The 26,543-nt window shown below is 62.8% G+C and carries 29 protein-coding genes; 4 read left to right on the top strand and 25 right to left on the bottom strand.

All coding sequences use genetic code 11. The features are described 5' to 3' along the window. The first annotated feature begins 12 nt into the window (after positions 1 to 12). Positions 13 to 795, top strand: a complete 783-nt coding sequence (locus tag HY17_RS00795; protein WP_034761147.1) for a succinate dehydrogenase iron-sulfur subunit — start codon at positions 13 to 15, stop codon at positions 793 to 795. Here HY17_RS00795 and HY17_RS00790 read toward each other — a convergent pair. From HY17_RS00790 to HY17_RS00710, 17 genes are all read right to left on the bottom strand, one after another. Beyond that, positions 792 to 1,406: a GNAT family N-acetyltransferase gene (locus tag HY17_RS00790; protein WP_051599488.1), complete on the bottom strand. Its 615-nt coding sequence runs from the start codon at positions 1,404 to 1,406 to the stop codon at positions 792 to 794. The two genes, HY17_RS00795 and HY17_RS00790, sit on opposite strands and share 4 nt — an antisense overlap. 202 nt (positions 1,407 to 1,608) lie before the next feature. Beyond that, complete coding sequence (gene ftsH, locus HY17_RS00785) at positions 1,609 to 3,537, bottom strand: ATP-dependent zinc metalloprotease FtsH (RefSeq protein WP_034761143.1); 1,929 nt, start codon at positions 3,535 to 3,537, stop codon at positions 1,609 to 1,611. A gap of 94 nt (positions 3,538 to 3,631) precedes the next feature. Beyond that, on the bottom strand, positions 3,632 to 4,687 hold the full coding sequence (tilS, locus tag HY17_RS00780) for a tRNA lysidine(34) synthetase TilS (RefSeq protein ID WP_197020204.1): 1,056 nt from the start codon (positions 4,685 to 4,687) through the stop codon (positions 3,632 to 3,634). After that, on the bottom strand, positions 4,675 to 5,727 hold the full coding sequence (gene ybgF, locus HY17_RS19060) for a tol-pal system protein YbgF (protein WP_051599484.1): 1,053 nt from the start codon (positions 5,725 to 5,727) through the stop codon (positions 4,675 to 4,677). Before ybgF ends, tilS begins: the two co-directional genes overlap by 13 nt. A 110-nt stretch (positions 5,728 to 5,837) precedes the next feature. After that, positions 5,838 to 6,356: a peptidoglycan-associated lipoprotein Pal gene (gene pal, locus HY17_RS00770; RefSeq protein WP_034762258.1), complete on the bottom strand. Its 519-nt coding sequence runs from the start codon at positions 6,354 to 6,356 to the stop codon at positions 5,838 to 5,840. Between the two features lie 119 nt (positions 6,357 to 6,475). After that, positions 6,476 to 7,021, bottom strand: coding sequence for a peptidoglycan-associated lipoprotein Pal (gene pal, locus HY17_RS00765; protein ID WP_034761138.1), 546 nt, complete (start codon positions 7,019 to 7,021; stop codon positions 6,476 to 6,478). A 228-nt stretch (positions 7,022 to 7,249) separates the two neighbouring features. Then, positions 7,250 to 8,611 carry a Tol-Pal system beta propeller repeat protein TolB gene (tolB, locus tag HY17_RS00760; RefSeq protein ID WP_034761134.1) on the bottom strand — a complete coding sequence of 454 codons (1,362 nt, stop codon included), beginning with the start codon at positions 8,609 to 8,611 and terminating at the stop codon, positions 7,250 to 7,252. 22 nt (positions 8,612 to 8,633) lie between these two features. Next, positions 8,634 to 9,551, bottom strand: a complete 918-nt coding sequence (locus HY17_RS19055; protein ID WP_051599480.1) for a cell envelope integrity protein TolA — start codon at positions 9,549 to 9,551, stop codon at positions 8,634 to 8,636. Positions 9,552 to 9,567: 16 nt separating this feature from the next. Continuing rightward, positions 9,568 to 10,005 (bottom strand): biopolymer transporter ExbD, encoded by a 438-nt coding sequence (locus HY17_RS00750; protein ID WP_034761129.1) that lies wholly within the window; start codon positions 10,003 to 10,005, stop codon positions 9,568 to 9,570. Positions 10,006 to 10,009: 4 nt separating this feature from the next. After that, positions 10,010 to 10,723 (bottom strand): protein TolQ, encoded by a 714-nt coding sequence (tolQ, locus tag HY17_RS00745; protein WP_034761126.1) that lies wholly within the window; start codon positions 10,721 to 10,723, stop codon positions 10,010 to 10,012. 212 nt (positions 10,724 to 10,935) lie between these two features. Further along, positions 10,936 to 11,568, bottom strand: a complete 633-nt coding sequence (locus HY17_RS00740) for an outer membrane beta-barrel protein (RefSeq protein ID WP_034761123.1) — start codon at positions 11,566 to 11,568, stop codon at positions 10,936 to 10,938. Beyond that, positions 11,565 to 12,026, bottom strand: a complete 462-nt coding sequence (locus HY17_RS00735) for a YbgC/FadM family acyl-CoA thioesterase (protein WP_034761121.1) — start codon at positions 12,024 to 12,026, stop codon at positions 11,565 to 11,567. Before HY17_RS00735 ends, HY17_RS00740 begins: the two co-directional genes overlap by 4 nt. 31 nt (positions 12,027 to 12,057) lie before the next feature. Next, positions 12,058 to 12,612 carry a lipocalin family protein gene (locus HY17_RS00730; RefSeq protein ID WP_034761118.1) on the bottom strand — a complete coding sequence of 185 codons (555 nt, stop codon included), beginning with the start codon at positions 12,610 to 12,612 and terminating at the stop codon, positions 12,058 to 12,060. A gap of 60 nt (positions 12,613 to 12,672) precedes the next feature. Further along, positions 12,673 to 13,668, bottom strand: coding sequence for an alpha/beta fold hydrolase (locus HY17_RS00725; protein ID WP_051599478.1), 996 nt, complete (start codon positions 13,666 to 13,668; stop codon positions 12,673 to 12,675). 82 nt (positions 13,669 to 13,750) lie between these two features. Then, on the bottom strand, positions 13,751 to 14,494 hold the full coding sequence (locus HY17_RS00720; protein ID WP_034761114.1) for a ThiF family adenylyltransferase: 744 nt from the start codon (positions 14,492 to 14,494) through the stop codon (positions 13,751 to 13,753). Next, positions 14,491 to 15,087, bottom strand: a complete 597-nt coding sequence (locus HY17_RS00715) for a nicotinate-nucleotide adenylyltransferase (RefSeq protein WP_034761112.1) — start codon at positions 15,085 to 15,087, stop codon at positions 14,491 to 14,493. The genes HY17_RS00720 and HY17_RS00715 overlap by 4 nt, the downstream gene beginning before the upstream one ends. Continuing rightward, on the bottom strand, positions 15,084 to 16,370 hold the full coding sequence (locus HY17_RS00710; RefSeq protein ID WP_081812943.1) for a glutamate-5-semialdehyde dehydrogenase: 1,287 nt from the start codon (positions 16,368 to 16,370) through the stop codon (positions 15,084 to 15,086). Before HY17_RS00710 ends, HY17_RS00715 begins: the two co-directional genes overlap by 4 nt. Before the next feature lie 129 nt (positions 16,371 to 16,499). Here HY17_RS00710 and HY17_RS00705 point away from each other — a divergent pair, with 129 nt between their 5' ends. Both HY17_RS00705 and HY17_RS00700 read left to right on the top strand, forming a co-directional pair. Further along, positions 16,500 to 18,068: a long-chain-fatty-acid--CoA ligase gene (locus HY17_RS00705; protein WP_034761111.1), complete on the top strand. Its 1,569-nt coding sequence runs from the start codon at positions 16,500 to 16,502 to the stop codon at positions 18,066 to 18,068. A gap of 325 nt (positions 18,069 to 18,393) precedes the next feature. Further along, positions 18,394 to 18,801, top strand: coding sequence for a hypothetical protein (locus HY17_RS00700; protein WP_034761110.1), 408 nt, complete (start codon positions 18,394 to 18,396; stop codon positions 18,799 to 18,801). 263 nt (positions 18,802 to 19,064) lie between these two features. Here the strand turns inward: HY17_RS00700 and HY17_RS00695 are convergent, their stop codons facing one another. After that, positions 19,065 to 19,334 (bottom strand): hypothetical protein, encoded by a 270-nt coding sequence (locus HY17_RS00695; protein ID WP_034761109.1) that lies wholly within the window; start codon positions 19,332 to 19,334, stop codon positions 19,065 to 19,067. 289 nt (positions 19,335 to 19,623) lie between these two features. Between HY17_RS00695 and HY17_RS00690 the strand changes: the two genes are divergently transcribed. Continuing rightward, complete coding sequence (locus HY17_RS00690; RefSeq protein WP_034761108.1) at positions 19,624 to 20,196, top strand: hypothetical protein; 573 nt, start codon at positions 19,624 to 19,626, stop codon at positions 20,194 to 20,196. Between the two features lie 66 nt (positions 20,197 to 20,262). On the opposite strand, the gene HY17_RS00685 is transcribed toward HY17_RS00690, so the two are convergent. The 7 genes from HY17_RS00685 to HY17_RS00655 form a co-directional block, all read right to left on the bottom strand. Further along, entirely contained in the window at positions 20,263 to 20,784 is a 522-nt protein-coding gene (locus tag HY17_RS00685) for a CarD family transcriptional regulator (RefSeq protein WP_034761104.1), read from the bottom strand. 251 nt (positions 20,785 to 21,035) lie between these two features. Next, positions 21,036 to 21,377 (bottom strand): ferredoxin FdxA, encoded by a 342-nt coding sequence (gene fdxA / locus HY17_RS00680; protein WP_034761102.1) that lies wholly within the window; start codon positions 21,375 to 21,377, stop codon positions 21,036 to 21,038. A gap of 93 nt (positions 21,378 to 21,470) precedes the next feature. After that, positions 21,471 to 21,908 (bottom strand): TerB family tellurite resistance protein, encoded by a 438-nt coding sequence (locus HY17_RS00675; RefSeq protein ID WP_034761099.1) that lies wholly within the window; start codon positions 21,906 to 21,908, stop codon positions 21,471 to 21,473. Continuing rightward, entirely contained in the window at positions 21,905 to 22,189 is a 285-nt protein-coding gene (locus HY17_RS00670) for an RNA-binding S4 domain-containing protein (RefSeq protein WP_051599475.1), read from the bottom strand. Before HY17_RS00670 ends, HY17_RS00675 begins: the two co-directional genes overlap by 4 nt. Positions 22,190 to 22,197: 8 nt before the next feature. Continuing rightward, positions 22,198 to 24,939: a helicase-related protein gene (locus HY17_RS00665; protein WP_034761094.1), complete on the bottom strand. Its 2,742-nt coding sequence runs from the start codon at positions 24,937 to 24,939 to the stop codon at positions 22,198 to 22,200. Between the two features lie 97 nt (positions 24,940 to 25,036). Next, the gene (locus HY17_RS00660) at positions 25,037 to 25,858 is read right to left on the bottom strand and encodes a UDP-2,3-diacylglucosamine diphosphatase (RefSeq protein WP_051599474.1); all 822 of its coding nucleotides are present in this window, start codon (positions 25,856 to 25,858) and stop codon (positions 25,037 to 25,039) included. A gap of 84 nt (positions 25,859 to 25,942) precedes the next feature. Continuing rightward, positions 25,943 to 26,506 carry an HNH endonuclease gene (locus HY17_RS00655; RefSeq protein ID WP_034761091.1) on the bottom strand — a complete coding sequence of 188 codons (564 nt, stop codon included), beginning with the start codon at positions 26,504 to 26,506 and terminating at the stop codon, positions 25,943 to 25,945. Positions 26,507 to 26,543: the final 37 nt, after the last annotated feature.

Here is a 26,543-nt window from a genome sequence, read left to right as displayed (position 1 = left end):
GACCGCACGAACATGGTACAGCTTACGCTTCCCAAGAATTCCACGGTCCGCAAAGGCAAGACCTGGCCGAAGCCGCAGGGCGCGACCAATCTCCGCCAGTTCCGGATCTATCGCTACAATCCGGAAGAAGGCGGCAATCCGCGCTGGGACACCTATTGGGTGGACATGGACAAGGCCGGGACGATGATCCTGGACGTCCTGCTCTACATCAAGAACAATATCGACCCGACGCTGGCCTTCCGCCGCTCATGCCGGGAAGGCGTTTGCGGTTCCTGTGCAATGAACATTGCCGGGCGCAACACGATCGCCTGCACCAAGGGCTTCGACGACCTGCCGAAGGGCGTGATCACGATCAGCCCCCTGCCCTCGCAGCCGGTGGTGCGCGACCTGATCCCGGACCTGACCAATTTCTACGCCCAGCACGCCTATGTGCAGCCGTACCTGAAAACGGACACGCCGGCGCCGGAGAAGGAATGGAAACAGTCCGAGGCTGACCGCGAAGAGCTGAACGGCCTTTACGAGTGTATCCTCTGTGCCTCCTGCTCGACGTCCTGCCCGTCCTACTGGTGGAATGGCGACAAGTATCTCGGCCCGGCCGCCCTGCTGCAGGCCTATCGCTGGCTGATCGATAGCCGCGACGAAGCCACCGGCGAGCGCCTCGACGATCTGGAAGACCCGTTCAAGCTCTATCGTTGCCACACGATCATGAACTGTGCGCAGGTCTGCCCGAAAGGCCTGAACCCGGCCAAGGCCATCGCCAAGATCAAGCACATGATGGTGGAACGGGTCTCTTAAGACTCGTCCGTCAGGCCTTCGTCTTCCGCGCCATTGATCCGGAACACCTCGCGGAGCCCTCGCGGGGTTTCCATGGCGCGCAGCACGCTGATCAGTTCGCCGACATGGAACTGCCACATCGTGGTCGGTGGCATCGGCCGGATCACATGCCCGCCGAGCGCCTTGAACAGGCTGTTGGCCTTGCGGTTCTCCGGCAGCGTCTCCGCTTCCAGCGTGATGATCCCTTCAGCATGACAGCAGAGCGCCACGCAAGCGATCAGCATGCGGGACAGACCCTGCGCGTGATAGGCGTCCAGTACGCCCATGGCGAGCTCGGCTTCTTCCAGTTCATTCGTGGTGCGGATCGCGTGGGCCGCGGCGATAAAAGGCTGGCCCGGCTCGTTCTTGAGTGCCGCCGCCCAGGCGATGTGGCGGTGCCCGTCCGCATCGGCGAGCGCGTGGATAATCGATTTCGGAATGACCTTGGCGCCTGAGAAGAAGCGCAGGTAACGCGACTCTTCCGACATGTTCGCCACGATATGCTCGAACCGCGGTTCATCCTCCGGCCCGGCCGGGCGCAGAATGACTTCCACCCCGTTGGAGAGGACGATGTCTACCGGTTTGATGGGCATTGCGCCCTCCCGCCTGCCTGACTGTTCCGACCGAATGATGCCCTTTAGAAACCAAAATGCTGCAGTGCAGCAATCCTTGAGGTACAGCAAGACTGTATTTCGATTGCGCCAGTCTACCCCCGCGACAATTCGAACCCGGGCCAGGCGACGAAAAAAGGCGCTGCCGGCATGGCAGCGCCTCAATTCAGGATTTTCCTGCAGATCAGGCCGGGTTCGGTTCCGGGTCGCCCGTGGGCTCGCCACCCTCATCCTTCGGCTTGCGGCGTTTGCCGATGGCCGGGACAGCAGAGGACGGGCCGATGTCTTCGGCGCCAAGGTCCGGACGGGTCGGCGGCTTGCCGTCCAGGAGATCGGTGATCTCGCTGCCGGTCAGCGTCTCGTATTCGAGCAGGCCATTGGCGATGGCAGACCATTCATCATGACACTCGGTCATGATGCGGCGGGCATCGTCCATGCCGGTCTGGATCAGCTTGCGGACTTCTTCCTCGATCTTGCGGGACGTCTCTTCCGAGACGTGGCTCGCCTGCACGAGTTGCTGGCCCAGGAACACATCGCCCTGGTCCGAGCCGTAATCCACCGGACCGATCGTGTCGGACAGGCCGAAACGGGTGACCATGGCGCGCGCCAGACGGGTTGCCTGCTGGATGTCGGAAGCGGCCCCGGCGGTGACATTGTCGTCGCCGAATTTCAGCTCTTCCGCAACACGGCCGCCCATCATGATGGCGAGGCGTGACGTCATCTCGACCTTGGACATGGACAGCTTGTCGTCTTCCGGCAGCTGCATGACCATGCCGAGCGCGCGGCCGCGCGGTATGATGGTCGCCTTGTGAACCGGATCCGCGGCGGGCACTTTCATGGCCACGATGGCGTGACCGGCCTCGTGCCAAGCGGTGAGTTCCTTTTCCTTCTCGGACATGACCATGGAGCGGCGCTCCGGTCCCATCAGGACTTTGTCTTTCGCATCCTCGAATTCCTGCATGGCAACCACGCGCTTGCCGCGGCGGGCGGCCAGCAGCGCAGCCTCGTTGACGAGGTTCGCAAGGTCGGCGCCCGAGAAGCCCGGCGTACCGCGCGCAATCGTCTTCGCGTCGACGTCTTTGGCCAGCGGCACATTGCGCATGTGAACGCGCAGGATCTTTTCGCGGCCCATGATGTCCGGATTGCCGACGGTGACCTGACGGTCGAAACGGCCGGGGCGCAGCAGCGCCGGGTCCAGAACATCCGGACGGTTGGTGGCGGCGATCAGGATGATGCCTTCATTGGCTTCGAAGCCGTCCATCTCGACCAGCAGCTGGTTCAGCGTCTGCTCGCGCTCGTCATTACCGCCGCCGAGGCCGGCACCACGGGAGCGGCCGACCGCGTCGATCTCGTCGATGAAGATGATGCACGGCGCGGAGCGCTTGGCCTGTTCGAACATGTCGCGCACACGGCTGGCACCGACGCCGACGAACATTTCGACAAAGTCCGAACCGGAAATCGTGAAGAAGGGTACCCCCGCTTCACCGGCCACGGCGCGGGCCAGCAGCGTCTTACCGGTCCCGGGCGGGCCGACCAGCAGCGCACCTTTCGGGATCTTGCCGCCGAGGCGCTGGAACTTGGACGGATCCTGCAGGAATTCGACGATCTCCTGCAGCTCTTCCTTGGCTTCATCGACGCCTGCGACGTCGTCAAAGGTAACGCGGCCATGCTTTTCGGTCAGCAGGCGGGCGCGCGATTTGCCGAAGCTCATCGCACCGCGGCCACCGCCACCCTGCATCTGGCGCATCATGAAGAAAACAAAACCGACGATCAGCAGGATCGGCAGGATCGAGAACAGGAGCGAGGCAAAATTGTTGCGCCCGCTGTCGGCATCCACCGTGAACGGCACATTGTGGTCGCGCAGATAGTCCTGCGTGCTCATGTCGAGAGCGCGCAGCTCGCTGACCATCGTGTTGCCATCGGTGGTCTTCACGATGATCTGGTCATCGCCCAGCGTGGCTTCCGCCACTTGGCCATTGTCGACGAGTGTGTAGATTTCGGAGAGTTTCGCGCGCTTGGCACTGGCGGTTTCGGGATTTCCGCCCATCGCGACCGCCATACCAATGACGAGCAGCGCGATTGCACCCCAAATGGCCAGGTTCCGAACGTTCATTTCATCTCTCTCAGTTTGGAAAGCTTCTCGACAGATAACATAGGGCCACCGGGGCCGAAAAACGACTCTTTAGCTGCGCCGTGGACATTTTATCTCACATTTCACCTAAACAGGCGGTGACCATGGCCGAAAGTCGCGCAGGGATTGCGTTAACCTGCTCTGGCGGCAGCTTGTGTTCCGCGACCGCTTTGAGGTTCCCGTTTTTGATCCAGACGGCCGCACCGCCGAGGGTTGCCGGCCGCAACGTATCGGGGTGCGCAATGCGGTGTGTGAGCCGGGACAAGGCATCGGATCGCACAGGCCGTGTACGGCCGCTGGCGAGCGTGATCAGGGCGGCGAGCGCCCGGTCTCCCCGTTCGCCCGGCGGCAGCGGCAGGGGCGCTCTCAGCGTCCCGTCCGGGCGGGTCTCGACCTCTTCCGACAGCCAGCGGGCCAGCGCCCGGTCCTGCACCTGCCGCAACAGCTGCAGTCTGTCCTGGATGGCCAGCACCCGCGTACGCAGGACCGGGTCAGCAGCCAGCAGACGGCGCATGCGGACGCGCTCATAGGCCGGATTGTCATTCGACGGATCCTCGACCCAGTCCTGCCCGTTGGCACGCAGCAGGTCCCGCAGGGCAGCGCGCGGTATGGCTAGCAGCGGGCGGGCCAGGAAAACCGGCACGCCATGCGTCTCTGCAGGCGACAGGGACAGCGGCTGGATGCCCGCCAGCCCGTACCAGCCGGAACCAGCCCGGGCGCGGATCAGAAAGGTTTCTGCCTGATCATCTTCTGTATGCGCGGTGAGGATCATCACGCTGCCTGCTTCACGGGCAGCAGCGGAAAGCAGGTCGTGGCGGGCCATCCGGGCCTTTGCCTGACCGGCGCGGGGCGCCTGCCAGCGCAGCATGCGGTGCGCAACGCCCAGCCGGGCGGCGGCACCGGCGACGAAACGGGCTTCATCGGCGGCTTCGGGGCGCAGGCCATGATCCACGGTGAATGCAAGGACGCTGCGTCCGCTTTTCCGGGCCCAGTCCGCCGCAATCAGCAGGAGGGCAAGCGAGTCCCCTCCCCCGGAGACCGCAACGCAGACAGGCCCCGCAGCAAAGCGGCATAGCTGGTCAAATGACTCCGTCAGGCCCTCCGGGACTGAGGGGGCCTCTAATTGTCGCAACCTGAGCGGGTCCGTTCGACGGCGGCCAGATCCCGCGTCACGCCGGAAGCGTTCGGATAGCGCTTCGGCAGCGTATCGAGGGCCACGCAAGCCTTGTCCTTGTCGCCAATGAGACGCATCGACCGGGCAAGTTTCACCAGCGCGTCCGGGGCACGCGGATCATCCGGATACGACCGGATCATCGTTGTGTAGGCCGCACCGGATTCGGCATAGGCCTTCTGCTGGTAAAGCGACTCGGCCAACCAGTAATGCGCTTCGCCGGCCTGCGGATCGTTGCCGAAATCATCGAGGAAGGCGCGGAAAGCCTGTTCGGCGCCAGCATAGTCGAACTGGACCAGTTTCGCCTTGGCGGCGGCAAACAGCGGACCGGCTTCTCCCGGAAGGGCGCTGGCCGGCAGGGTGCCGAGCGAGCCCTGCGGTGCGCCGGGCGGGACGGCATTGGCGGGCGTCGTGTCGATCGCGGCCGGGCCTTCTGCGGCTTCCGTGGCGCCTGAGCGCGGCAGGAGACGTTTCGGGCCGGAGGTTTCCGGTTCCACGGTCGCGGTGCGGGACATGCTGCCGGTCATGGATTGCGGCGCCGGTGAAGTCGCAGCTGGCGCGGCCGACGCCGCGTACGGATCCGATGAAGCCGCGCCCGGATAATCGGACAGGCTGGAGGCCGCTTCCCCTTCCGGAGGATCCATGCCGAGCGACCGGGCCTGCAGGTCCTGAATGGCGCGCGACTGGGCGCGCAGCTCATTCTTCAGGGCGTTGATCTCGCGGGCGAGGGCCTCATTGTCATTGACCAGCGTCTCATTGTCGTTGCGGGCCTGCTGCAGCTGGAATTCCAGCGTCTCGACCCGGCCCGTCAGGGTCATCAGGTCGCTGGACACGGCATTGACCTGTACCTTGGTGTCCGCGCTCAGCTGGCGAGCCTGGGCAATCTGGTCAGCCAGATCGAGGCTTGTCGTGCCCTGCGTGATCGGGGCGCCACGCTGGGCAACAGCGGGCGCAGCAATAAGCAGGAAGCTGGCAAGTGCCAGGGCCGGGGTCTTGAACATGAGCAAATGTCTCCGGATTTTGCGCGACCATAGTAATGCAGCCGGGGCCAAAATATGGCACCCGGCTGCAAATTCTTTGTGAATCAGGTGCCCTGAAAGGGCAACCGGCTTCAGCTGTTCGGCGAAACGACCTGGATGAACCCGTTCCGGTTCATGGCCCAGGAAGCCTCATCGGAGCCGGCCGCGATCGGACGTTCCTTGCCGTAGGAGATCGTGTCAATGCGGTTCGGCGAGATGCCGAGACTGACAAGATAGTCTTTCACGGTGGCGGCGCGGCGCTCGCCAAGGGCGAGGTTGTATTCACGCGTGCCACGCTCGTCGCAGTTGCCGGCAACGAGGACGCGGACCGACGGGTCCTGCGTGTATTTCAGGGCGTGCTGTTTCAACAGGGACTGGTCGTCGCCGTCGAGCGAATCGCCATCCAGGTCGAAATAAACGCGGTCGCCGAGGGCCGGAGCCTGTGCCATCTGGCCAACGGTGCCGTCATCGACATCGCCGGTATCGACGGTCTGGACGTCTTCGACCACGGTTTCGGTGGTGCCTTCGGTGATCGGGGCCGGCTTGGACGCGCAGGCGCCGAGCAGGATGAGCGATGCACCTGCGAGAACAGATGCGGTGCGGATGTTCATGGACATGCCTTTCATGATGAAAACAGAGACAGGGGGGCGCACAAATTCCCTGCTCCTAACAAAACAGCCGGGGCCACAATGTGGCACCCGGCTGCGTATTGCTGATTTGAAATGTTTCGTTAGCTGGTGGTGCCCGAAACAATCTGCGTGAACCCGTTACGGTTCAGAGCCCAGGAAGCTTCGTCCGAACCGGCAGCGATCGGACGTTCCTTGCCGTAGGAAATCGTGTCGATGCGCGACGGATCAACGCCGAGCGAGACCAGATAATCCTTCACGACCGAAGCGCGGCGCTCGCCAAGGGCGAGGTTGTATTCACGCGTGCCGCGCTCGTCGCAGTTGCCGGCGACCATGATGCGGACCGACGGATAGGACTGCAGCCATGCGGCCTGCAGCTTCAGGATTTCCTGATCGTCGGGGTCCAGACGGTATTCGTCGAGATCGAAATAGACGCGCTCACCCACGTTCACGCGGAAATCTTCAAGCGAACCCGGTGCCGGGCCAGTCGGTTCTTCGACCACCGGTGCCGGCGGAGGCGGCGGAGGCGGTGCTGGCTGTTCTACCGGCGGTGCTTCTTCGACCGGCGGCGGCGGCTCGGGTTGCGATGCGCAGGCGCCGAGGGCGATAAGCACAGCGGCTGCTGTGGAGATTTTGAGATAAGATTTCATTCAGTCAGACTCCCCTGGATGTCCTGAGCTTGGTGACGCCTTGCGGCCTCTGTATTACCAGCAGCCGGCGAACGACCGGTGGTGCTTCCACAATCGGGCCGAATTCCGGCAACAATCGGGCGCAAGCTGCTGCGTGTGGCCTTTTACACAAAGATTTTCGTGCTGTCTCCCTAAAGCAACGCCCCCGACCGAAGAATCGGGGGCGAAACCTGTAGAATAATCAGCAGATTACTGCAGAAGCGGCGACCAGGCCGGGTCAGATGCCTCGGTTTGGGTCTGCAGGCGGCGCTCGTTGCGGCCGGAAAGGTCGACCGACCAGAGCTGCGGGCCTGCGCCGGGACGGCTTTCGCGGAAATAAACGATCACACGGCCGTTCGGCGACCAGTCCGGACCTTCGTCCAGATAGGCTTCGGTCAGCAGGCGCTCGCCGGTGCCATCTGTGCCGATCACGCCGATATAGAACTTGCCGCCCAGCTGCTTGGTGAAGGCGACGAGGTCGCCGCGCGGACTCCACACCGGAGTCGAATACTGGCCCTTGTTGAAGGTGATCCGGCAGGCAACATCGCGGCCCCCCGACGGGCAGGTGCGCGGGGATCCGTCCGTGTTCATGATATAGAGCTGCGGGCTGCCGCCGCGGTCTGACGTGAACACGATGGCGCGGCCGTCCGGCGACATCGACGGCGAGGTATCAATCGCCGGGTGGTCGGTCAGGCGGCGCGACTGCCGTGTCTGCAGGTTCATGATGTAGAGATCGGAGTTACCTCGCTCTGCCTGGGTCAGCAGCACGCTCTCGCCATCGCGCGTGAAGCGCGGGGCGAAGGTCATGCCCGGGAAATTGCCCAGCAGTTCCTGGCGGCCCGTCTCGATGTTGAAGAGATAGATGCGCGGCCGTCCGCCCTCGTACGACATGTAGGTGATTTCCTGCGCCGAGGGGCTGAAGCGCGGCGTCAGCACCGTGTTCGTGCCGGGCGTGAGGTATTGCTGGTTGGCACCGTCGGAATCCATGATGGCGAGGCGCTTCACACGGTTCAGCTTTGGGCCAGTCTCGGCAATGTAGACGATCCGCGTGTCGAAATACGGGTCTTCGCCTGTCAGGCGGGTGTAGATCGAATCGGCAATCTTGTGTGCGATGCGACGCCAGTTGTCCGGCGTCGTGGTCAGGCGGCGACCCGGCTGGCCGTTGATGCGCATGACATCGCCGGCATAGACATCCCAAAGGCGGAACGAGACGGCGATCTTGCCATCGGGCAGTTCCTCGAAGGCGCCAACGACAAGGCCGTCGGTCTTGATGATCTTCCAGTCAGCGAAACGCGGCTGAACGTCGATCGACAGATCCTTCTGGATGAAGGAGGCCGGGTTCTGCATTTCGAACAAGCCGGTCGATTCGAGGTCGTTGCGCACAACGTCAGCAATCTGGCGGGCGAGGTCGGCATTGGTGCCGCCGCGGACTTCAAAGTCCGGAATGGCCAGCGGCGTCGGTTTGAAATTACCGCTGCCTTCAACCAGCACTTTGAGTTCGGCCGAGGCGTTCGGCGCAAGTCCGATGGCGGCGGTGAAGGCCATCACCAGGGCAAGCAGCAGGCGGGTCATGGGATTCCTCCTTTGAACGGGGTTAGGGCTGGGTCGGGCTGACGGTGACATTGATGTCTTTCCACAGGTCATAATCGTCTTCGGGCAATTGGTAAGGGGCACATTTGCGGACCGCACGCAACGCCACGTCCACGGCAATGCCGGAACGGCCGATCGGGCGGGACCGCGGACTGATCAGCTCAACATTGCCTTTCAGCGTGCCATCGAGGTTCAGCGTGACGCGCATCTGGACGTCAATCTGGTCTTCCTTCGGAAGGTCGGACACGCCGCGCCAGCAGGCATAGATCTGACGGCGCATGGCGGCCTGGAGCGAAGCGGTATTGCCGCGGCGCTCCCCTGCACCGGGGCGGGTTTCCTGGGCATCGCGCAGAACCGGCTTGTTGATCTGCGGTGGAACTTCCTCGCGCGGCTTGCGGCGTTCGTCCTGCGCCTTGTCCTTCAGGATGTCCTCGAACTCATTCAGGAAGTCGAGATCGTCAGAGGCCTCGGGCTTCTGCTTCTCGATCAGCTTGGGCTCTTCCTTCTTGGGCGGCGGCTCTTTCTTTTCAGGTTCTGGCGCAGGCTCCGGTTCCGGTTCGGCTTCCTCGTCCGGAATGACGACTTCTTCCTCTTCCGGGGCCGATTCCTCCTCAGGCGGAGGTTCCGGCACCTCTTCCACCTCTTCGGGGACGGCCTCTTCTTCTTCCTGCGGCTCCTCGGCCTTCTGGACCGGGGCGATGTCTGTCACGAGGCCAATCTCGACAAAGTCGATCGGCACGTCGATTGCGCTGGCGCATTGCGGGATACGCATCAGGATATCGACCGGGGCGAGGCCCGGTTCCTCCTTCTGGAGGCGCTCGATCATCTTGTCGCAATCCGACTTCTGGTGCGGCCATGACAAGACCGCCATCGCAAGGACGGACGCGTGCACGATCGTGGAGACTGTCAGGCCGCGAAGCATTCCTGCCGGCCGCTCCTTATTTCTTCTGTTCCGTCACGAGCGAGACGCGCGTGTAGCCGGCGGCTCGGATCTCGGACATGACTTCCATCATGATGCCGTAAGGCGTCGCTTCATCACCGCGCACATAGATCGGCTTGTCATAGCCTTCGCCGATGATGGCCTGCAGCTGCGGTCCCAGCGTGTCGACCTGGACTTCCGTGTTCTGGATGAACACCGCGCCGTCCGCCTTGATCGTGATGGCCAGCGGGGCATCGTTCGGGTCGGTCTGGATCGGGCCGGATTTCGTTTTGGGCAGGCTGATGTCCTCACCCCGCACCAGCATGGGCGCAGTGATCATGAACACGATCAGCAGGACGAGCATGACGTCCACAAAGGGCGTCACGTTGATTTCGGCATTCAGGGACCTGCGGCCGCGCCGTCCTCCCTTGCCGCCAGAGCCAAGGATCATGCCCATGCGATCAATCCCGTCCCGGATCCGACGCGCGGCGCGACAGGCGCACGAGCACGTCCTGCGAGAAGGCGTCGAGCTGGTCGGCGAACCGCGTCAGGTCACCGGTGAACTTGTTGTAGAAGATCACGGCCGGGATAGCGGCGACGAGGCCCATGCCCGTGGCGAACAGGGCTTCGGCAATCGGACCGGCCACGGTGCCGAGGCTGGTGTCCTGCTGAGCCGCAATGTTGAGGAAGGCATTCATGATGCCCCAGACTGTGCCGAACAGGCCGATGAAGGGCGATGCCGAACCAATCGTGGCAAGCACGCCGAGGCCATTCCCGGCGCGGCCAAGCTCGCGGTCGATCGTGGCGCGCATGGATCGCTCCGCCCGGTTGACGAGGGCCGTTGCCTCACCGGAGCCGGGCGTCACGCGGCGCGCATCCGACCATTCCCGGGCCGCAGCCTGGAACACGCGGCTGGCCGCATCCACGCCGCCGGAGCCGGGGCGCAGGTCGAGGTCTTCGGTCCGGCCGTTCCAGAAGGCGTCTTCAAACTGGCGCGCCTTCTTGCGGGCGGACCCCAGCGAGAAGAGCTTTTCGCCGATCACGATCCAGGACCAGATCGAGGCCAGGAACAGCATGAGCATGACCAGTTTGACGACCGGGTCGGCCTCGAAGATGAGGGCAATCAGGGAAAAGTCGGTATTACTGGCCGCTGTGCCGATCGCTTCCGATTCCATAGGACGAATGTGCTCCTTGAAGATGGCAGGCCGGCAGCCCGCAGATAAGGCTAGCGTCCCGTGAGAACGGGCGCGTTGTGCCCCTGTTTCAACAACAATTCCGGCAGAAACACGGCAGAGCGCCCTGATTCCGCAGCTTGCCTCCCGGCTAGGTGGGAAGGGTTAAGATTTTGTTCGATTTTATTAACCTTGCACGGGAAAGCAGCAGGAGATCATTCGTGCGTGCGGCCGAAGAACCATCGGGCGCCGACATAGAAATTGTATGCCCGGTTGATGCCGTCGATGCCGCCGATATTCGAAGCCACCGCCTGATCGGTGTACGTGACGTACTCCATCCCTGCCGACAGACGGAACCGCGGGGAAAAGTGGTAGCTCGTCCCAGCCAGCGCATTCCAGTATGCGCTGGAATTTGTGTCCTTCACTTCAACAATGAACGCTCGATTGATGTCCGCAGGGCCGGAAAATTCGTAGTCCTGCACGCCGGCCCCGCCGCCTCCCCCAATGAAGGGGCGAAACTTCTTCCCTTTCCTAAAGTCATAGAAAACGTGGGCGCCCAGGGACCGGCTGGTGAAATTGCCATGTGCATCCCGTGCGCCGTTCAGGCCGGCAACGTTTGACCAACGAAAGCCGTACTCCCCTTCCACGCGGAAGGATTCACTGATCCGGTAGCCAACGGCACCGGCAACTTCACCGGTATCTTCGAACAGGATGTTGTTCTGGTCCGCAATGGAGCCATAACCCCGCATCGCCACGTAGAAGCCGCGCGCGTTATCGAACGGCTCGTCCGCCAACGCGCCAGCCGCCAGAGAGACAGTAGCCAGTCCCAATACGGCCGCGCGCTTCATCCATCCGCTCCCGTCCAGCGGAAGGCGGCCAGCGTGTCCATCATCTCGCGGACCGGACGGCGCGGGCGGCCATCGGCATGGATCATCACGGCCGTGATCTCGCCCTCGGCAATCAGGTTTCCATCCCGTAGGCAAGCCTGCCGGAACAGGAAGCGCGGCCCGTCGAGGCCGAGATAGCGCGTCCGGATCTGGAGCAGGTCGTCCACTTTCGCGGCGCGCTTGTAGTCGACCGCCACGCGGGTCAGCGTAAAGGCGGCGGGGTCTTCGCGATTCAGCAGGTCCTGATGCGACACGCCCGCATCCCGCAGGCAGTCGGACCGCCCCCGTTCGAAGAAGCGGAGATAGTTCGCGTGATAGACCATGCCGGTGAAATCGGTATCTTCGTAATAGACACGGACCTCGATCCAGTGCTGGCGATCGGCGTCGAAATTGCGGTCATCAAGGGCAGGCAGGCTCATGAAGTCGCCGTATCAGAGCCGGCGTGACCCGTCACCCCTGTTGCGCCTGGACCGTCATCTCCAGCGGGGCCGAGTCATAGCCGAGATCTTCGGCGCGCTGCTTCAACGCTTCCAGCTTCGCCGGTGCCAGCTGCGGCGTGCGCGAGAGGATCCAGAGATACTTTCCGTCCGGGCTGCCGACGAGCGAGGCGGAATAGTCCGGCTCCAGCGCGAGGATCCAGTAGTCGCCTTCCGCAAACGGCACCCAGGACGGCGCAAACTTCACCTTCAGCTGGCTGTTACCGGAGCCTTCGATGACACGGGCGCGGCCGTTGGCCACCTTCTTCTTGCCGTCCAGCGTGTCCTTGAAACAGGTATTGGTGACCGAGACGGTGCCGTCTTCCTTCAGGCCATATTCCGCGGTGACGCCGGTACAGTCCCGCTCGAACCAGTTCGGATAGCGGGCAATCTCGTACCAGAGACCGGCATAACGGGTGAGATCCACCGAAGACACGGTCGACGGCGCGTTTGTTTCGTCGCGATAGTCAGGCTGGCTGGTACAGGCTGCGAGGAACAAGGCGGCGATGGCGGGCAAGGTGAGGCGCATTGGAATTCTCCTTCTCCCCTGATACGCGCGAAGCCCCCTGCCGGTTTCCCGGCCACAGCATCAACCGTCCTCGGTTGGCTCCGTCGATGCGGTTTCAGGGGCATTCAGGCTCATCAGGAAGGCGTGGAGGTCGGCAGCGGACTCCTCGGCCAGCTCTTCCTGCGGCAGATGGCCGGCGTTGGCATAGATGACGAGCTTCGCGCCTGGAATGGCATCGGCAAACTTCCGGGCCGCAGCGACCGGGATCAGATTGTCCTGTTTGCCATGAAGGATCAGCGTCGGCGTGGTGATGTCGTCCAGGGCATCCGTTGTCGCCCAGACGCGGCCTTTTCCACCGGACGTCAGCGCCATCAGGGCGTCGCGATGACAAGGCGCGCGGGCGAGCGCGGTGTAGCGATTGACCATGTCATCGGTCGCAAGATCCGGATCGGCGAAACTGTTACGCAGGCCGTCACGCACCAGCCAGGTCATGTCGGTATTCTTCATCAGGCGCCGCGCGACCGGGTTGGACAGCAGCTTGAAGACGAGTGGGTCCGATTTTTCCTCCTGCGCGTTTTCCGGCCAGCCGGAGGCATCGACCAGCACCAGCCCGTCCAGCCGTGAAGGATGCGCCAATGCATAGGCCCAGGCCACGCCGCCGCCCATGGAATTGCCCGCAAGGGTGAATGTCTCGACGTCCAGTGCGCGCGTCACCGCATCCACCGTTTCTACGAATTGTTCGGTGCCGATCCGCTCGCCATCAAGGCAGTTCGTCAGGCCGTGCCCCGGCAGGTCCAGCGAGATCACGCGATAGTTGCGCTTCAGGTTTGCAACCCAGGGCTCCCATGTGTGCAACGAGGACGAAAATCCGTGCACCAACACAATCGCCGGTGCGTCACGCGGGCCGACATCACGGTAATGAACGCGCAGGCCATTCTCGAGCGGAAGGATACGGCTGTCGGAATTGGCATAGACGAGTTCGAGCCTGTCATAGCCGATGTCGGCGCGCTGGAGTGCAAACCAGCCAGCCGCCAATATTGCTGCAAAGGTAAGCAGAACCACCAGAAAACGGCGCATACCCGTTTCCTTCCTCCCGGTTGATTTCTGAATCAGGTGCGCAGAGTAAGCGCCCCCGGTCCTGCCCTGTCAATTCCGGGACTCACCTGATGGCGCAAACCGGACAAGCCGTATCGCGCCGCAACATGACAGTACGCGATTCGCCGCCAAGACCATTGATCAACAGGACCCGGCCGATCAGTGGCTTGCCTGCGCCGGTGATCAGCTTCACGGCTTCCATCGCCATGGCGGCACCTGTCATGCCGGTCAGCGCACCGACAACGCCTACTTCGTCGCAGGCCTCTGCATCGGGCGGCGTTTCCGGCACCCAGCACTGATAGCAGGGCGCGTCCGCCTGCAGACCCGAGGCGAAGACGCTGACCTGCCCGTTCCAACCCGCCGCCGCCCCATGCACCATCGCGCGGCCGGTCTCGTGTGCCAGCCGGTTCAGCGCATAGCGCGTCGGGAAATTGTCGGACGCATCGATCAGGATATTGCCTGACGGCGTCGCACCATCGCCGAAGCGCTCGGCTTTGATCTCAACATTTATAGAAGGATCCATCGCCCGCAGGCGTGCCGCGAGAGTCTCCACCTTCGGCGCGCCAACGTCTTTATCCGTGAACTGAACCTGCCGCTGAAGGTTCGACCGCTCGACCCGGTCGTCGTCCCAGAGTTCGATCCAGCCGACACCGGCCGCGGCGAGGTAAAGCGCACAGGGCCCGCCGAGGGCCCCTGCCCCGATGATGGAAACACGGGCGGCGCGCAGCTTCTGCACGCCCGGCCCGCCAATCTCCTTCAGCAGGATATGGCGGCGGTGGCGATCCAGCTCTTCCGGCGTCAGGCTCATGCCTTCGCCTCGCGGATCGCGGTGGAGGACGACTTGTCCAACGGGCCTTTCAGGTAGACCCAGGCGGGTGGCACCATGCCCGGCAGCAGCGGCGCATAGGCTTCCGGGATACGGTCTTTCGCAAAGGTGCGGGCGAATCTCGAATTGCGCGCGCCGGGGCCGACACCCGGACGGGCAATGATCGCAATCGGCATCAGCCGAGCAATGTCCTGCCAGCGCTGCCAGTAATGGAAGCCGACCATATTGTCCGCGCCCATCAGCCAGACGAAATGGGCTTGCGGCGCATGGGCGGCGAGCGTCAGCAGCGTCTGCCAGGAATAGGTATAGCCGAGCTGCTTTTCGATGTCGGTGACGATCATACGCGGATGATGTCCGGCGACAGCTTCCGCCGACGCAAAGCGGCTACTGAAATCGCCATGATCGGTCTTCAGCGGGTTCCCGCGCGCGACGAGCCACCAGACCCAGTCGAGCTGGAGCCGTTTCATCGCCGTCTCGGCAACATGGAGGTGGCCGGTATGGGCCGGATTGAAGCTGCCACCGAACAGGCCGATGCGTAGCCCCTTTACAGGACCCGGTAACCGGACTGGCCTCAAGGACGGACCTGCCCCTTGCCGCGGACGAGGTATTTATAGGTCGTCAGCTGTTCCGCCCCGACCGGCCCGCGCGCATGAATGCGGCCCGTGGCGATACCGATTTCCGCGCCCATGCCGAACTGACCGCCATCCGCAAACTGGGTGGAGGCATTGTGCAGCAGGATCGCGCTGTCGACATCTGCAAAGAACTTGTCGGCCACGGCCTGATCCTCGGTGATCACGGCTTCGGTATGGCCCGACGACCAGTGGGAGATGTGCGCGAGCGCTCCGTCAATGCCGTCGACAATGGCCACAGCCAGGATCGGCGCTAGATATTCCGTGGCCCAATCTTCCTCGGTTGCGGTCTTCATGTCCGGCACGATGGCGCGGGCACGTTCGTCACCGCGCAGTTCGCAGCCGGCCTCTTTCAGGGCATCCGCGAGTTTCGGCAGCAGCGTGTCGGCAATCGCCGAATCCACCAGAAGCGTTTCGGCGGAGCCGCAAATGCCGGTCCGGCGCATCTTGGCATTGACGACGATGGCAATCGCCTTTTCCGGATCGGCTGCGCCGTCGACATAGACATGGCAGAGGCCTTCGAGGTGGCCGATCACCGGCACGCGGGCATCCATCTGCACGCGTTCGACAAGACCGCGTCCGCCGCGCGGCACGATCACGTCGACATCGCCTTCAAGGCCTGACAGGAGGTGGCCGACGGCTTCGCGGTCCTGTGTCGGTACCAGCTGGATTGCGGCCTGCGGCAGGCCTTCCTTCTCAAGCGCGCCGCGCATGGCGCTGACAAGCGCCCGGGACGACAAGGCACTTTCCGAGCCGCAGCGCAGGATCGCGGCATTGCCGGAGCGCAGGCACAGCGCACCGGCGTCTGCCGTCACATTCGGGCGGCTCTCATAGATGATGCCGATCACGCCGAGCGGCACGGACACCCGGGCGATGTCCAGCCCGGACGGCACCGTCCAGCGAGCAAGTTCGCGGCCAATCGGGTCCGGCAGGCCAGCCACGGCTTCGACACCGCTGGCAATGCCTTCGACGCGCGCCTCGTCCAGCGCCAGCCGGTCGAGCATCGCGGCGTCGAGGCCTTTTTCGCGGGCAGCTTCCATGTCCTCGGCGTTCGCAGCCAGAATGTCCGGCGCGGCGTCGCGAATGGCGGCCGCAATGGCTTTCAGGCCACGGGTACGGTCATCAGCGGTCAGTTTACCGAGCGCGCGCGACGCTGCCCGGGCGTTGCGGCCCAGTTGCAGCATGGTTTCGGCGAGTTCGGCGTTCGGGGCGGGTGTTTGAATAGTCATGGGCATCAAGTGCCGTAAACGCAGGCGGACCGCAAGGGTTCCGCCTGCAGCTGCAAAGCAGTGATGGGCTGACATATAGCCAGAAGCGACTACAGTCAGGCCCGATAAAAAGACATGCCGGAGGAACCCATGATCGACACAGAGGCAATGCCTTTTCTGGCGGATGTCCCGCGTGTGCAGGCCCAGATGCGCCCTGAAGACACAGCCTTCTGGTTCGAAGGCGAGACGACGACCTATCGCCAGCTGGATATCTATTCCAACCAGGTCGCCAATGGCCTCGTCGCGCTGGGCGTGGAACCGGACGACCGCGTGGGGTACCTCGGAAAGAACACATCACAATATTATGAGATGCTGTACGGCGCGGCGAAGGCCCGCGCCGTGATGACCGCGGTGAACACACGCCTCGCTGCGCCGGAAGTGAAGTTCATCCTGTCAGATGCCAGGGCGAAGGTGCTGTTCGTCGGCCGCGATTTCTACGAAATGGCCGAGCAGATCCGCGCCGAGCTGCCGGACCTAGTGCAGATCATCGCCGTCGATGGCGGCCACCCCGAATGGCCGGACTATCGCGAGTGGCGCGACAGCCAGAGCGCCGCCCTGCCCGGCCTGACGCCAAAGCCGGAAGATGACGTGATCCAGCTCTACACGTCCGGCACGACCGGCCTGCCCAAGGGCGTGCAGCTGACCAATGCCAATTACCGCTCCATGTTCGAACAGGCCAGCAGGCTGGAATGGTCAACTTACGGCGTCGGCGAAGCCGTCATGAACGCCATGCCGCTTTTCCATGTGGCGGGTGTCAACATCGGCCTGCTTGCCACGATCCAGGGCGCAAAAACCGTCGTGCTGCGCGAAATCGATCCGCAGGTCATCCTCAGCCTGATCGAAGAGCAGGAGATCATGCATGCCTTCTGGGTGCCTGCAGTCATCCTGATGCTGACCCAGCAGCCGAATGTGCGCGAGATCGACTGGAGCAGGATGAAGCAGATCTTCTACGGCGCCTCCCCCATTGCAGAGAGCCTGCTGCTGGAAGCGAAGGAAATCACGGGTGCCAATTTCACCCAGCTCTATGGCCTGACGGAAACGGTCGGCGCGGCGACCTTCCTGCCGCCGGAAGCGCATGACCCCAGTTGGGGCAAGCTACGCTCCTGCGGCGTTGCCTATCCAGGCGCCGTGATCCGCTGCGTGGACGAGACCGGCGCGCCGGTGCCCACTGGCGAAGTCGGCGAGATCGTCATCAAGGCGGGCTTCGTCATGAAGGGATACTGGAACCGTCCGGAGGCGACCGAAGAGGCGATCCGCGACGGCTTCTTCCATACCGGCGATGCGGGCTATTTCGACGAAGATGGCTTCCTCTACATCCACGACCGCGTGAAGGACATGATCGTGTCCGGCGGGGAGAACGTCTATCCGGCGGAAGTCGAGAATGCGATCTTCGGCCACCCGGCCGTCGCGGATGTCGCCGTGATCGGCGTGCCGGACGAGAAATGGGGCGAAGCGGTCAAGGCCATCGTGGTGCCGAAGCCGGGCGAGACCCCAACGGCGGAAAGCGTGATCGCCTGGGCGAAGGAACGCATCGCCGGATACAAATGTCCGAAGTCGGTCGATATCATCGAGACCCTGCCCCGCAATCCCTCGGGCAAGATCCTGCGCAAGGATCTGAGAGAACCCTACTGGAAAGACATGGATCGACGGATCGGCTGAGGCCGGGATTGTGCCGCGGGGAGACAGGCGCTCCCCGGCGGCCGCGTCCCGGTCTGGAACGGGGAGACCTGCCGTCTGTTACCAGGATCAAGGTTACCGCATGTGTAACTTGAACGGCACAAAGCACACCAGATTGCTGTCGGGCGTGGCCATTCTGCCACTCCGCACACGTATATAATGAGAAAAACCCAGCAAATTGGTGCTGTTCCGATCAATTCGATCGATCGGCGAAAACAGCCATAAAGGTTTCCGGGGAATTCTGGGGGTAATGTTCAGAGAAGCGGCGGGTCCGGATCCGTCCGTTACGCCGCAGAGGGAGACGAACATGAAAGACTGGCAGATCTTTTTCTGGACCGCAGCCTTCTTCAATTTTGCAATCGGCGCGCCACTTTTCATCTCTCCGGAGACGATGGTCGCCATGACCGGCACGGTAGAAGCGGTCGATCCGGCACTCATGAAAGTGACCGGCGCGCTCGTGCTCTGTTTCGGTGTCGTTTACGCGATTGTCGGCGGGGACCCCAAGCGCTACCGCCCGGTTGTGTGGGCGGGCCTGCTCGGCAAGCTGGGCATTGCCTATGTCTACCTGCCGGACTGGTACCACGGCACCATTCCCTTCACCACGACACTGATCGTGCTGATGGATTTGGGCTTCATCGCCGCGTTCCTCTATTTCCTTCTCCGGCCGACCCAGAAGAAAACCGGGTTCCAGGCCAGCCGCGCGGCGAGTTCGTAACGCCGCCCACCCTTTTGCCGGCGTTCCATCCCCACGGCCCCGGCAATTATTTGCAGCCTGCTGCATTTTGAACGGTCTCCGGTGTGTCCTGCTTCCCTGCAGGCATGCCGGAGCCTAATCGCTTTCCGGGCCAGATCCGGCAGTCGCCAGCGACACCCACCGTCCGCATACGTCCCTATGCGGCGGACATGCGTCACGCAGCAGCCGAGAAGAGCCACTCAGCCATCGGGGGTGTTTGCCGCCCCTCTCTGCCCGAACGGGTCTTAGTGGGCGAGTTTCAGCCAGTCGCGTGCGGCGGACAGGGCGATCTTCACTTCTTCCGAAGTCAGAAGCTCGGCCATTTCCTGGCGCTGGAACTTGGCTTCCTCATGTCCGCGCGATGCGGCGAGGTTGAACCATTTGTGTGCGGCGACCAGATCGATGTCGGCATCGATCCCGGCGGCGCAGACAAGGCCAGCCTGATAAAGGTCTTCTGCGCAGGCATCAGCGCCCAGCAGGGCTCCTGGCGGCAAAGGCATATCTGAATAGGGCATCTCGTTCTCCTGTCACCCATTTTCCCTTCAGCCGGAGTTTTCTCCGTACTTTCCGGGATCAACCCAAGGGTCACCGGAATGTCCGGCGACGGAGAAAAGAGTGCGCCTTCAGGTTTTCGTTAAGGTTAACAGGAAATGGCGAGCAGCCCGGCTTCGTTAATGCCGGGCGTGTTGCGGTTAAGTTTCCCTCGAAATACACCTTGAATTGACGGTCTATCATACCGAATTGGGGGCCTTAAAAAGAAAAACAGCCCCGCCAGGCGGAGCCAGCAAGACAGGAAATACCTTTATGAGCGATCTGGAAACCGCGCTGCGCGATGCGCGCGAGGCAAGCTATGTACGGCTGCGGGGCGGATTCCCCGTGCTACTGGCTGGGGCGACCTATTGGGCCGGTCTCGCCGCGGCCGGGTACCTGCTGGAGCTGCGCTTCTGGTTTCCCATCGCCCTGTTCGGCAGCGGTACGATCTTCCCCCTCGCCGTGATGTATGGCGCGATCTTCGGAAACAATTTCCTGAAGGACCGCTCGCCGGTCACCAGCGTGCTGCTGCCGGCCTTCATCGCCATGCTGCTGTTCTGGCCCATGGCGATCGGGGCCCTCTGGACCGCGAAGGATCTCTTCCCGCTGATCCTGGCGGTCGGTCTCTCCCTCCACTTCCCTGTGATCGGCTGGAGCTACAACCGCACCTGGCTCTACATGAACCATGCCCTGGTCCGCGCCGTCGCCGTGTTCATGGTCTGGTGGTTCGTGCCGGAGGGGCGCTACACCCTGCTGCCGCTGGTCGTTGTGGCCGCCTATCTCATCACGGCTGCGATCGTGATCGTCGATTCCGGCCGGGCGAAAGCCAAAGCCGCTGCCGCATAGAAAAAACCCCCGCAAAGCCGGAGCTTCGCGAGGGTTTCTGCATGATGAATTCTGTAAAGTGGTCGCTTAGGCGGCCACTTTTTTCTTGGCCAGCGATTTGGCCAGCTTTTCCATGGCGTCGCCCTTGTCGATATTTTCGACGGCGGCCAGTTCACGGGCCATACGGTCCAGCGCGCTCTCATAGAGCTGGCGCTCGGAGTAGGACTGTTCCGGCTGGTCTTCGCCGCGGTGCAGGTCGCGCACGACTTCAGCGATCGAGATCAGGTCGCCGGAATTGATCTTGGCTTCATATTCCTGGGCTCGGCGCGACCACATGGTGCGTTTGATGCGGGCCTTGCCGCCCAGCGTCTTGAGGGCATCGTCAACCAGCTTGGAGCCGGCCAGCGCGCGCATACCGGAGGCTTCGGCGCGATTGGTCGGCACGCGCAGGATCATTTTGTCCTGATCGAAGGCGACGACGTAAACTTCCAGTTCCATCCCGGCGACAGTCTGCTTCTCTACCCCGGTGATCTTGCCGACCCCGTGTGCCGGGTAAACGACGCTTTGACCCACCCCGAACGTCAGTGAGGCATCTGTTTTTTTCGCCATGTCGGTTATCGCCCTTTTCTACGCGTATAAGAGCCGAAGAAACCCACCCCAGTCCGCTATATGTACGGTCTGAGTTAGGAAGTCGCAGCTCTTTTCATTTATTGCTCAAGTCTGAACAGTATCACAAATCTGCAGCTTTTTCAACAGGTCTGCGCAACCGTTAACCATGTATGAAGTTAACGAAGCGCCGGAAATCGTTAACTTTTCCTCAGTCCTGCAGCAGTTGCAGCGCCCCCGGAGGGATCAGCCGGTCAGTCTCCGGCCCCCGGATTGGCACTGAAGTATTTCTCAAGTTTACCAGTTTCCTGCGCAAACTCTTCACGGTCCGCCGGCGGCTCTTTCATTCGCGTGATGTTTGGCCAGGTCTTCGAATACTCGGAATTGAGTTTCAGCCACTTGCCGTCCGGATCGTCCTCCGTGTCGGGCTTGATCGCCTCGACCGGGCATTCCGGCTCACACACGCCGCAGTCGATACATTCTTCCGGATGGATGACGAGCATGTTCTCGCCTTCATAGAAGCAATCGACGGGGCAAACCTCGACGCAATCCATGTATTTGCAGCGGATACAGGCGTCGACAACGATATAGGTCATGGGCGGGAGGCCTCTTCAGAGGATTTTTGCAGGGGCGAAATGGCGCGCGTAGCGGGCCCTGTCAATGCGGCGTCCTGCACGGTGTGTTTAGCTTTACGCAGTGCGACGGGCCTCGGCGCGCTGGCGGGCGCCTGCGCGGGCTACATCGTCGACATAAAGGAGCGAGGCGACATGGCGGATGAAGGCATCCTCCTCGTCAGACCGTTCGCCGTCGGAAAGGGCTACGCGGTAGAGCCCCTCGATCACGGACACCCTTGTTTCCATGGGAAGTTTTTTTACGTGGCGAGTAAAATTGAAGGAATCGACGGCTTCTTCGGCGAGGGTTTCGCCTTCGGAAATCAGCTCATCCACCTGCTCGGCTTCCAGATCGAAGGCGTCCAGCAGAATCTCCGCGATCATGTCGCTTTCGATGTTCACATATACGCCATCGACCAGGGCCGCTTCGACCAGAAGCGCAGCTGCCGCCAGTTTCGGATCCATGTCGCGCTCAGCCGGCGTGCGGGACCGGAAGAGATTTCGGAGAATATTCATTCAGGTCCGCCTTCCAACAATCTGTAGAGCGCCTGGGCTTCGGCAGGCGGGCCACGCCGTGTGCCGAGCTCGAGGATCTCAACGCTGGTTATATGCGCCCCACGCGCAATGGTTACAACATCACCCGGTGTGATCACCTGGCCCGGTTTGTCGATCCGGCGGGTCTGTCCGTTGTGCGACAGGCGCACCCCGCGTCCACGCACATGGCCGGCTGCCAGGGACCGTGTCTTGAAAAAGCGCGCCCGCCACAGCCAGACATCAAGGCGCAGCGTGTCGTCCATGCGCGCGCTCAGCTGAACGGCGTGTAAGTGAAACCGCCTTTTGATCCAGCAGCGTCATTTCCAGCCGGTCCACCGGCAGATCCCTGTTTCGCGCCGCCCTTTTTCTTGGGCTTGCGCTTCTTTTTCGGCGGCGGTTCCGGCGGCAACAGGGCGGCCAGCGCAGCGAAGGGGCTGTTCGGATCCGGCTGGCGGCTTTGCGGGGCAGACCGGCGCGGTGAACCGCCCTTGCCGCCCGGGCGGGGACCGCCTTTTCCGCCGCCACGATTGTCCGAGCGTTTACCTTGCCCATGCCCGCCTTCACGGCGCGGCGGGCGGCCACCGCCCTCTTCAGGGCGCGAGCGGGCGCCATAGCGCCAGAGCGTCACGGCACCGGTTTCCGGGTCCTTCTCAGCCGGGGCAAGGCCGAAGCCTTTCAGCACGGCCGGCCAGTCATCGGCCGGACAGGACACGACGGATGCCAGATCGATCGGGATGGCGAATGCGTTCTTGCCGGCCTCACGGCGGCGTTTGGACAGTTCCCAGCCGAGACGCTCGGCGAGATCTGCCCGCACGGCGCGTTTGCCGAAGCGGAGATAGCCGTTGGCGGCGAGCGCCTCTTCCGGCCAGGTGCCGTCCAGCGCAAACGATCCAGCCCCTTCCGGCGCGAGCGGGAAGGCTTCGTCGGCAAACACGGCGCGCAGGATGGCGATCATGCGCTGGGCAGCAGGCTTTTGCGCATCCGGCACATGGGCGGCGACACGGCCGGCGCGGATGCCGATGCCTTTCAGGGCTTCGCGCTGTTCCGGGGTCAGGCGGACGGACTGGTCGTCACCCCGCAGGTCCACCGCCGCGCCGCTTTCGAGCACACGGAAAGCGAGGCCGCGCGGCAGGCCATCCAGCGTCTCGCCGGATTTCTCCTCGGAGAGTTTCCAGTGGACCGGCAGGACGCGCGCGATTTCGCTGCGTAGCCATTCCTCGATCCGGGCACGGGCCGGTTCGCGGTCGTGTGGTTCTGTCTCGGTCGCGCCGACCAGGTCGACACGCGGGGTCATCCAGCTTGCGCCTTTCGACAGGCGCGCCACAGCGGCGCCGCCATGTACGATCGAGCCATCATCAGCCAGCGTGAACGCATCCGACGCCGCCCCCGCAATCTGGCCGAGGCGTTGAAGCAGCATCGGGCGGATGGCAGCCGCGGCCGCGCCGCGCACAGCCTTGCCTTCCAGGGTTCGGGCGTCCAGGACCGGTTCAAAGGTCAGGCCTTTCAGGCGGCCGACGATGTGGCCTTCGACGGTCACGTCGCCTTCCGGCGTCAGGTCAGTCACGAGTGCATCTTCCTTTTTCAGGCTGGCGAGCAGCGCTGTTGTTCTTCGGTCCACGAATCTTGCTGTCAGCGCCTGGTGTAGCGCGTCCGACAAGGCGTCTTCTATCGTGCGGGTCTTTTCCTGCCAATAAGCAGGGTTCTCCAACCAATCGGGGCGGTTGGCCGCATACGTCCATGTGCGGATGCTGGCAAGGCGCTGCTGCAATTTTGCGATATCGCCCTCGGTGGAGGACAGATCGTCCAGCCGCCGCTCCATGCCGGCATTAGACAGGCGCGCATCCGGATCCATCAGCGTCTCGGCAAGACCCAGCACGAGCCGGCCATGGCCTTCGGGCCCCAGCTTTCGGAAGTCCGGCAGGCGGGCGAGATCCCAAAGGCGGCGCACTTGCCGGGCGCCGGACACATCCGGCCCGATATGGCCATCCTCCCCCATCCGACGCAGCACCCATTCGTCCAGCGCATGCGGCGTATGGATCAGCACCGGATTGCCCGACGGCTTTTCCAGGCTGCGGATCAGCGATTTCAGCGACGAGAAGTCGAGATCGGAATTGCGCCACTGGATCGCGTCCACCGGATCGAACCGGTGGGCCTCAATGGCGCGCCATTGTTCTTCTTCGAAAGGCGGACAGTCCGCCGTCTCGCCGAATTCGCCGTCTTGCCGGAAGCGCCCGGCCCGGCCGGCGATCTGTCCGCATTCGGCCAGTGTCAGCGGGCGGTGGCGCCGCCCGTCGAATTTCGAGCGCGAGGAAAAGACCACCCGGTCGACATCGAGGTTCAGACCCATGCCGATGGCATCGGTCGCGACGATATAATCCACCTCGCCGGACTGGAACATCTCGACCTGCGCGTTGCGGGTGCGGGGGCTGAGCGCACCCATCACCACCGCCGCCCCGCCCTTCTGCCGGCGCAGCAGCTCCGCAATGGCGTAAACCTCCTCAGCACTGAAGCCGACAATCGCCGTGCGCTTCGGCAGCTTGGTGATCTTGGTATGGCCGATATAGCGCAATTCCGAGAAGCGCTCGCGCGGCTCGGTCTCCGCCTGCAGTTTCAGCTCTCGCAGAAGGCCGCGCATCGTGTCGGAGCCGAGCAGCAGCGTCTCGTGATTGCCGCGCAAATTGAGGATGCGGTCGGTGAAGATGTGGCCGCGATCCTCGTCCTGGGCGAGCTGGATCTCGTCGATGGCCACGAAGTCCGTGCGCATCTCCACCGGCATCGCCTCGACCGTGCAGATGAAGTATCGCGCCGTGGACGGAACAATCCGCTCCTCACCTGTGATCAGCGCCGCAGCGGCTTCGCCCTTGCGCTCCACGACCCGGTCATAGACTTCGCGCGCCAGCAGGCGCAGCGGCAGGCCGATCATGCCGGTGCCGAAGCCGGTCATCCGTTCAATCGCGTAGTGCGTCTTGCCGGTATTGGTGGGGCCCAGAATGGCCTTCAGGGTGGATTGCATCGGTGTCAGGTGGCCGGGCACGCGCGGGAAGTCAAGCGGCGCGGTTAGCAGCGTTTGTGACCCGCCCTTCCTCACGGGGTGACAAGGAAGGACGGGCTTACGCCACTGCCCTGATGCGGGCCTCTTTTGCCACCGGTTCGTCCGCTTTCACGGCGTGGGGCTGGAAGTGGAGGATTTCCCAGCGGCCATCATGATGCTCGACCAGCGCGGTGCAGCTTTCCACCCAGTCGCCATCGTTCATGTAGGTTATGCCGTCGATGTCGCGCATTTCGGCGACATGGATGTGGCCGCAGATCGCTCCGTCATAGCCCTTGCGGCGGCAATAGTCCGCCACATGGCCTTCGAAATTGTGGATATGGTTCAGCGCCCGCTTGGTGCGCTTCTTCAGGGCCTGCGAGAGCGACCAGTAAGGCATGCCGAGACGGCGGCGGATCGCGTTCAGCTTCGTGTTCGTCCACAGCAGGAAATTATAGGCATGGTCGCCGAGATGCATGATCCATTTGCGGTCGGCCCGCATCATGCCGTCGAACATGTCGCCATGCACAACGAGGTAGCGCTTGCCGTCCTCGCCATCATGCAGGGCGCGGTTCTTCACGCGGATATCGCCGAAGGCGAGCCGAAACTGCAGGAAGGCCCGCAGGAACTCGTCATGATTGCCGATGATATAGGTGACTTCCGTGCCGCGCTTCGCAGCGGTCAGGATGCGGCGGATGACGTTGGTGTGCGACTGCGGCCAGAACCATTTCTTCCGCATGCGCCAGCCATCAATGATGTCACCGACGAGATAAAGCTGTTCGGATGTATGCGTTTTCATGAATGCGCACAGCGCATCGGCCTGGCACCCGGCACTGCCGAGATGCACATCGGAGATGAAAATCGCCTTGTAATCAGGCTTCGGCTGCGCGCGCGAGAAGGACATCCGTTGGCGGATAGCCCGATTTCATACAGTTTTTATGACAGTTCAGGTGCGAATATGTAACAAATACAGCGCTCTGATGGTTAATCAGCTTTCCAGCTCCACATCCCAATAGAGATAGTCCATCCACGTCTCATGCAAATGGTTGGGCGGGAAGCGGCGGCCGGTTTCCTGCAGCTGGTAATTGTTGGGCCGGAAAGGCCGGCGCAGCAGGTGCATATCCGTCTGATTCAGCAGCTTGTTGCCCTTGCGCAGGTTACAGGGCGAACAGGCGGCGACGATATTGTCCCACGTCGTGCGTCCGCCCTTCGAGCGCGGGACGACATGATCGAACGTCAGCTGGTCGTGCGTGCCGCAATAGGCGCACTGGAAACCGTCGCGCAGGAACACGTTGAAGCGTGTGAAGGCTGGAGGACGGTCCTGGCGCACGAAATCGCGCAGCGCGATGACGCTCGGCAGGCGGAATTCCGTGCTCGGAGAGCGCACGATATAGTCGTATTCTGCAATGATATCGACACGATCGAGGAAAACCGCCTTCACGACTTCCTGCCACGGCCACAATGAGAGCGGATAATAGGAAAGCGGCCTGTAATCGGCATTCAGAACCAGTGCAGGCCGCCCGCTGGGCGGCGCCGTAAGTATCTCAGCCATGGTGACCCCCCATGCGACAGAGACTGGAAATCTGTTG

It is taken from the genome of Hyphomonas sp. CY54-11-8 (assembly GCF_000682735.1).
Taxonomy (GTDB): Bacteria; Pseudomonadota; Alphaproteobacteria; order Caulobacterales; family Hyphomonadaceae; genus Hyphomonas.
The sequence above is the reverse complement of the archived record's forward strand: the minus strand, read 5'-3'. Positions and strand labels throughout refer to the sequence as shown.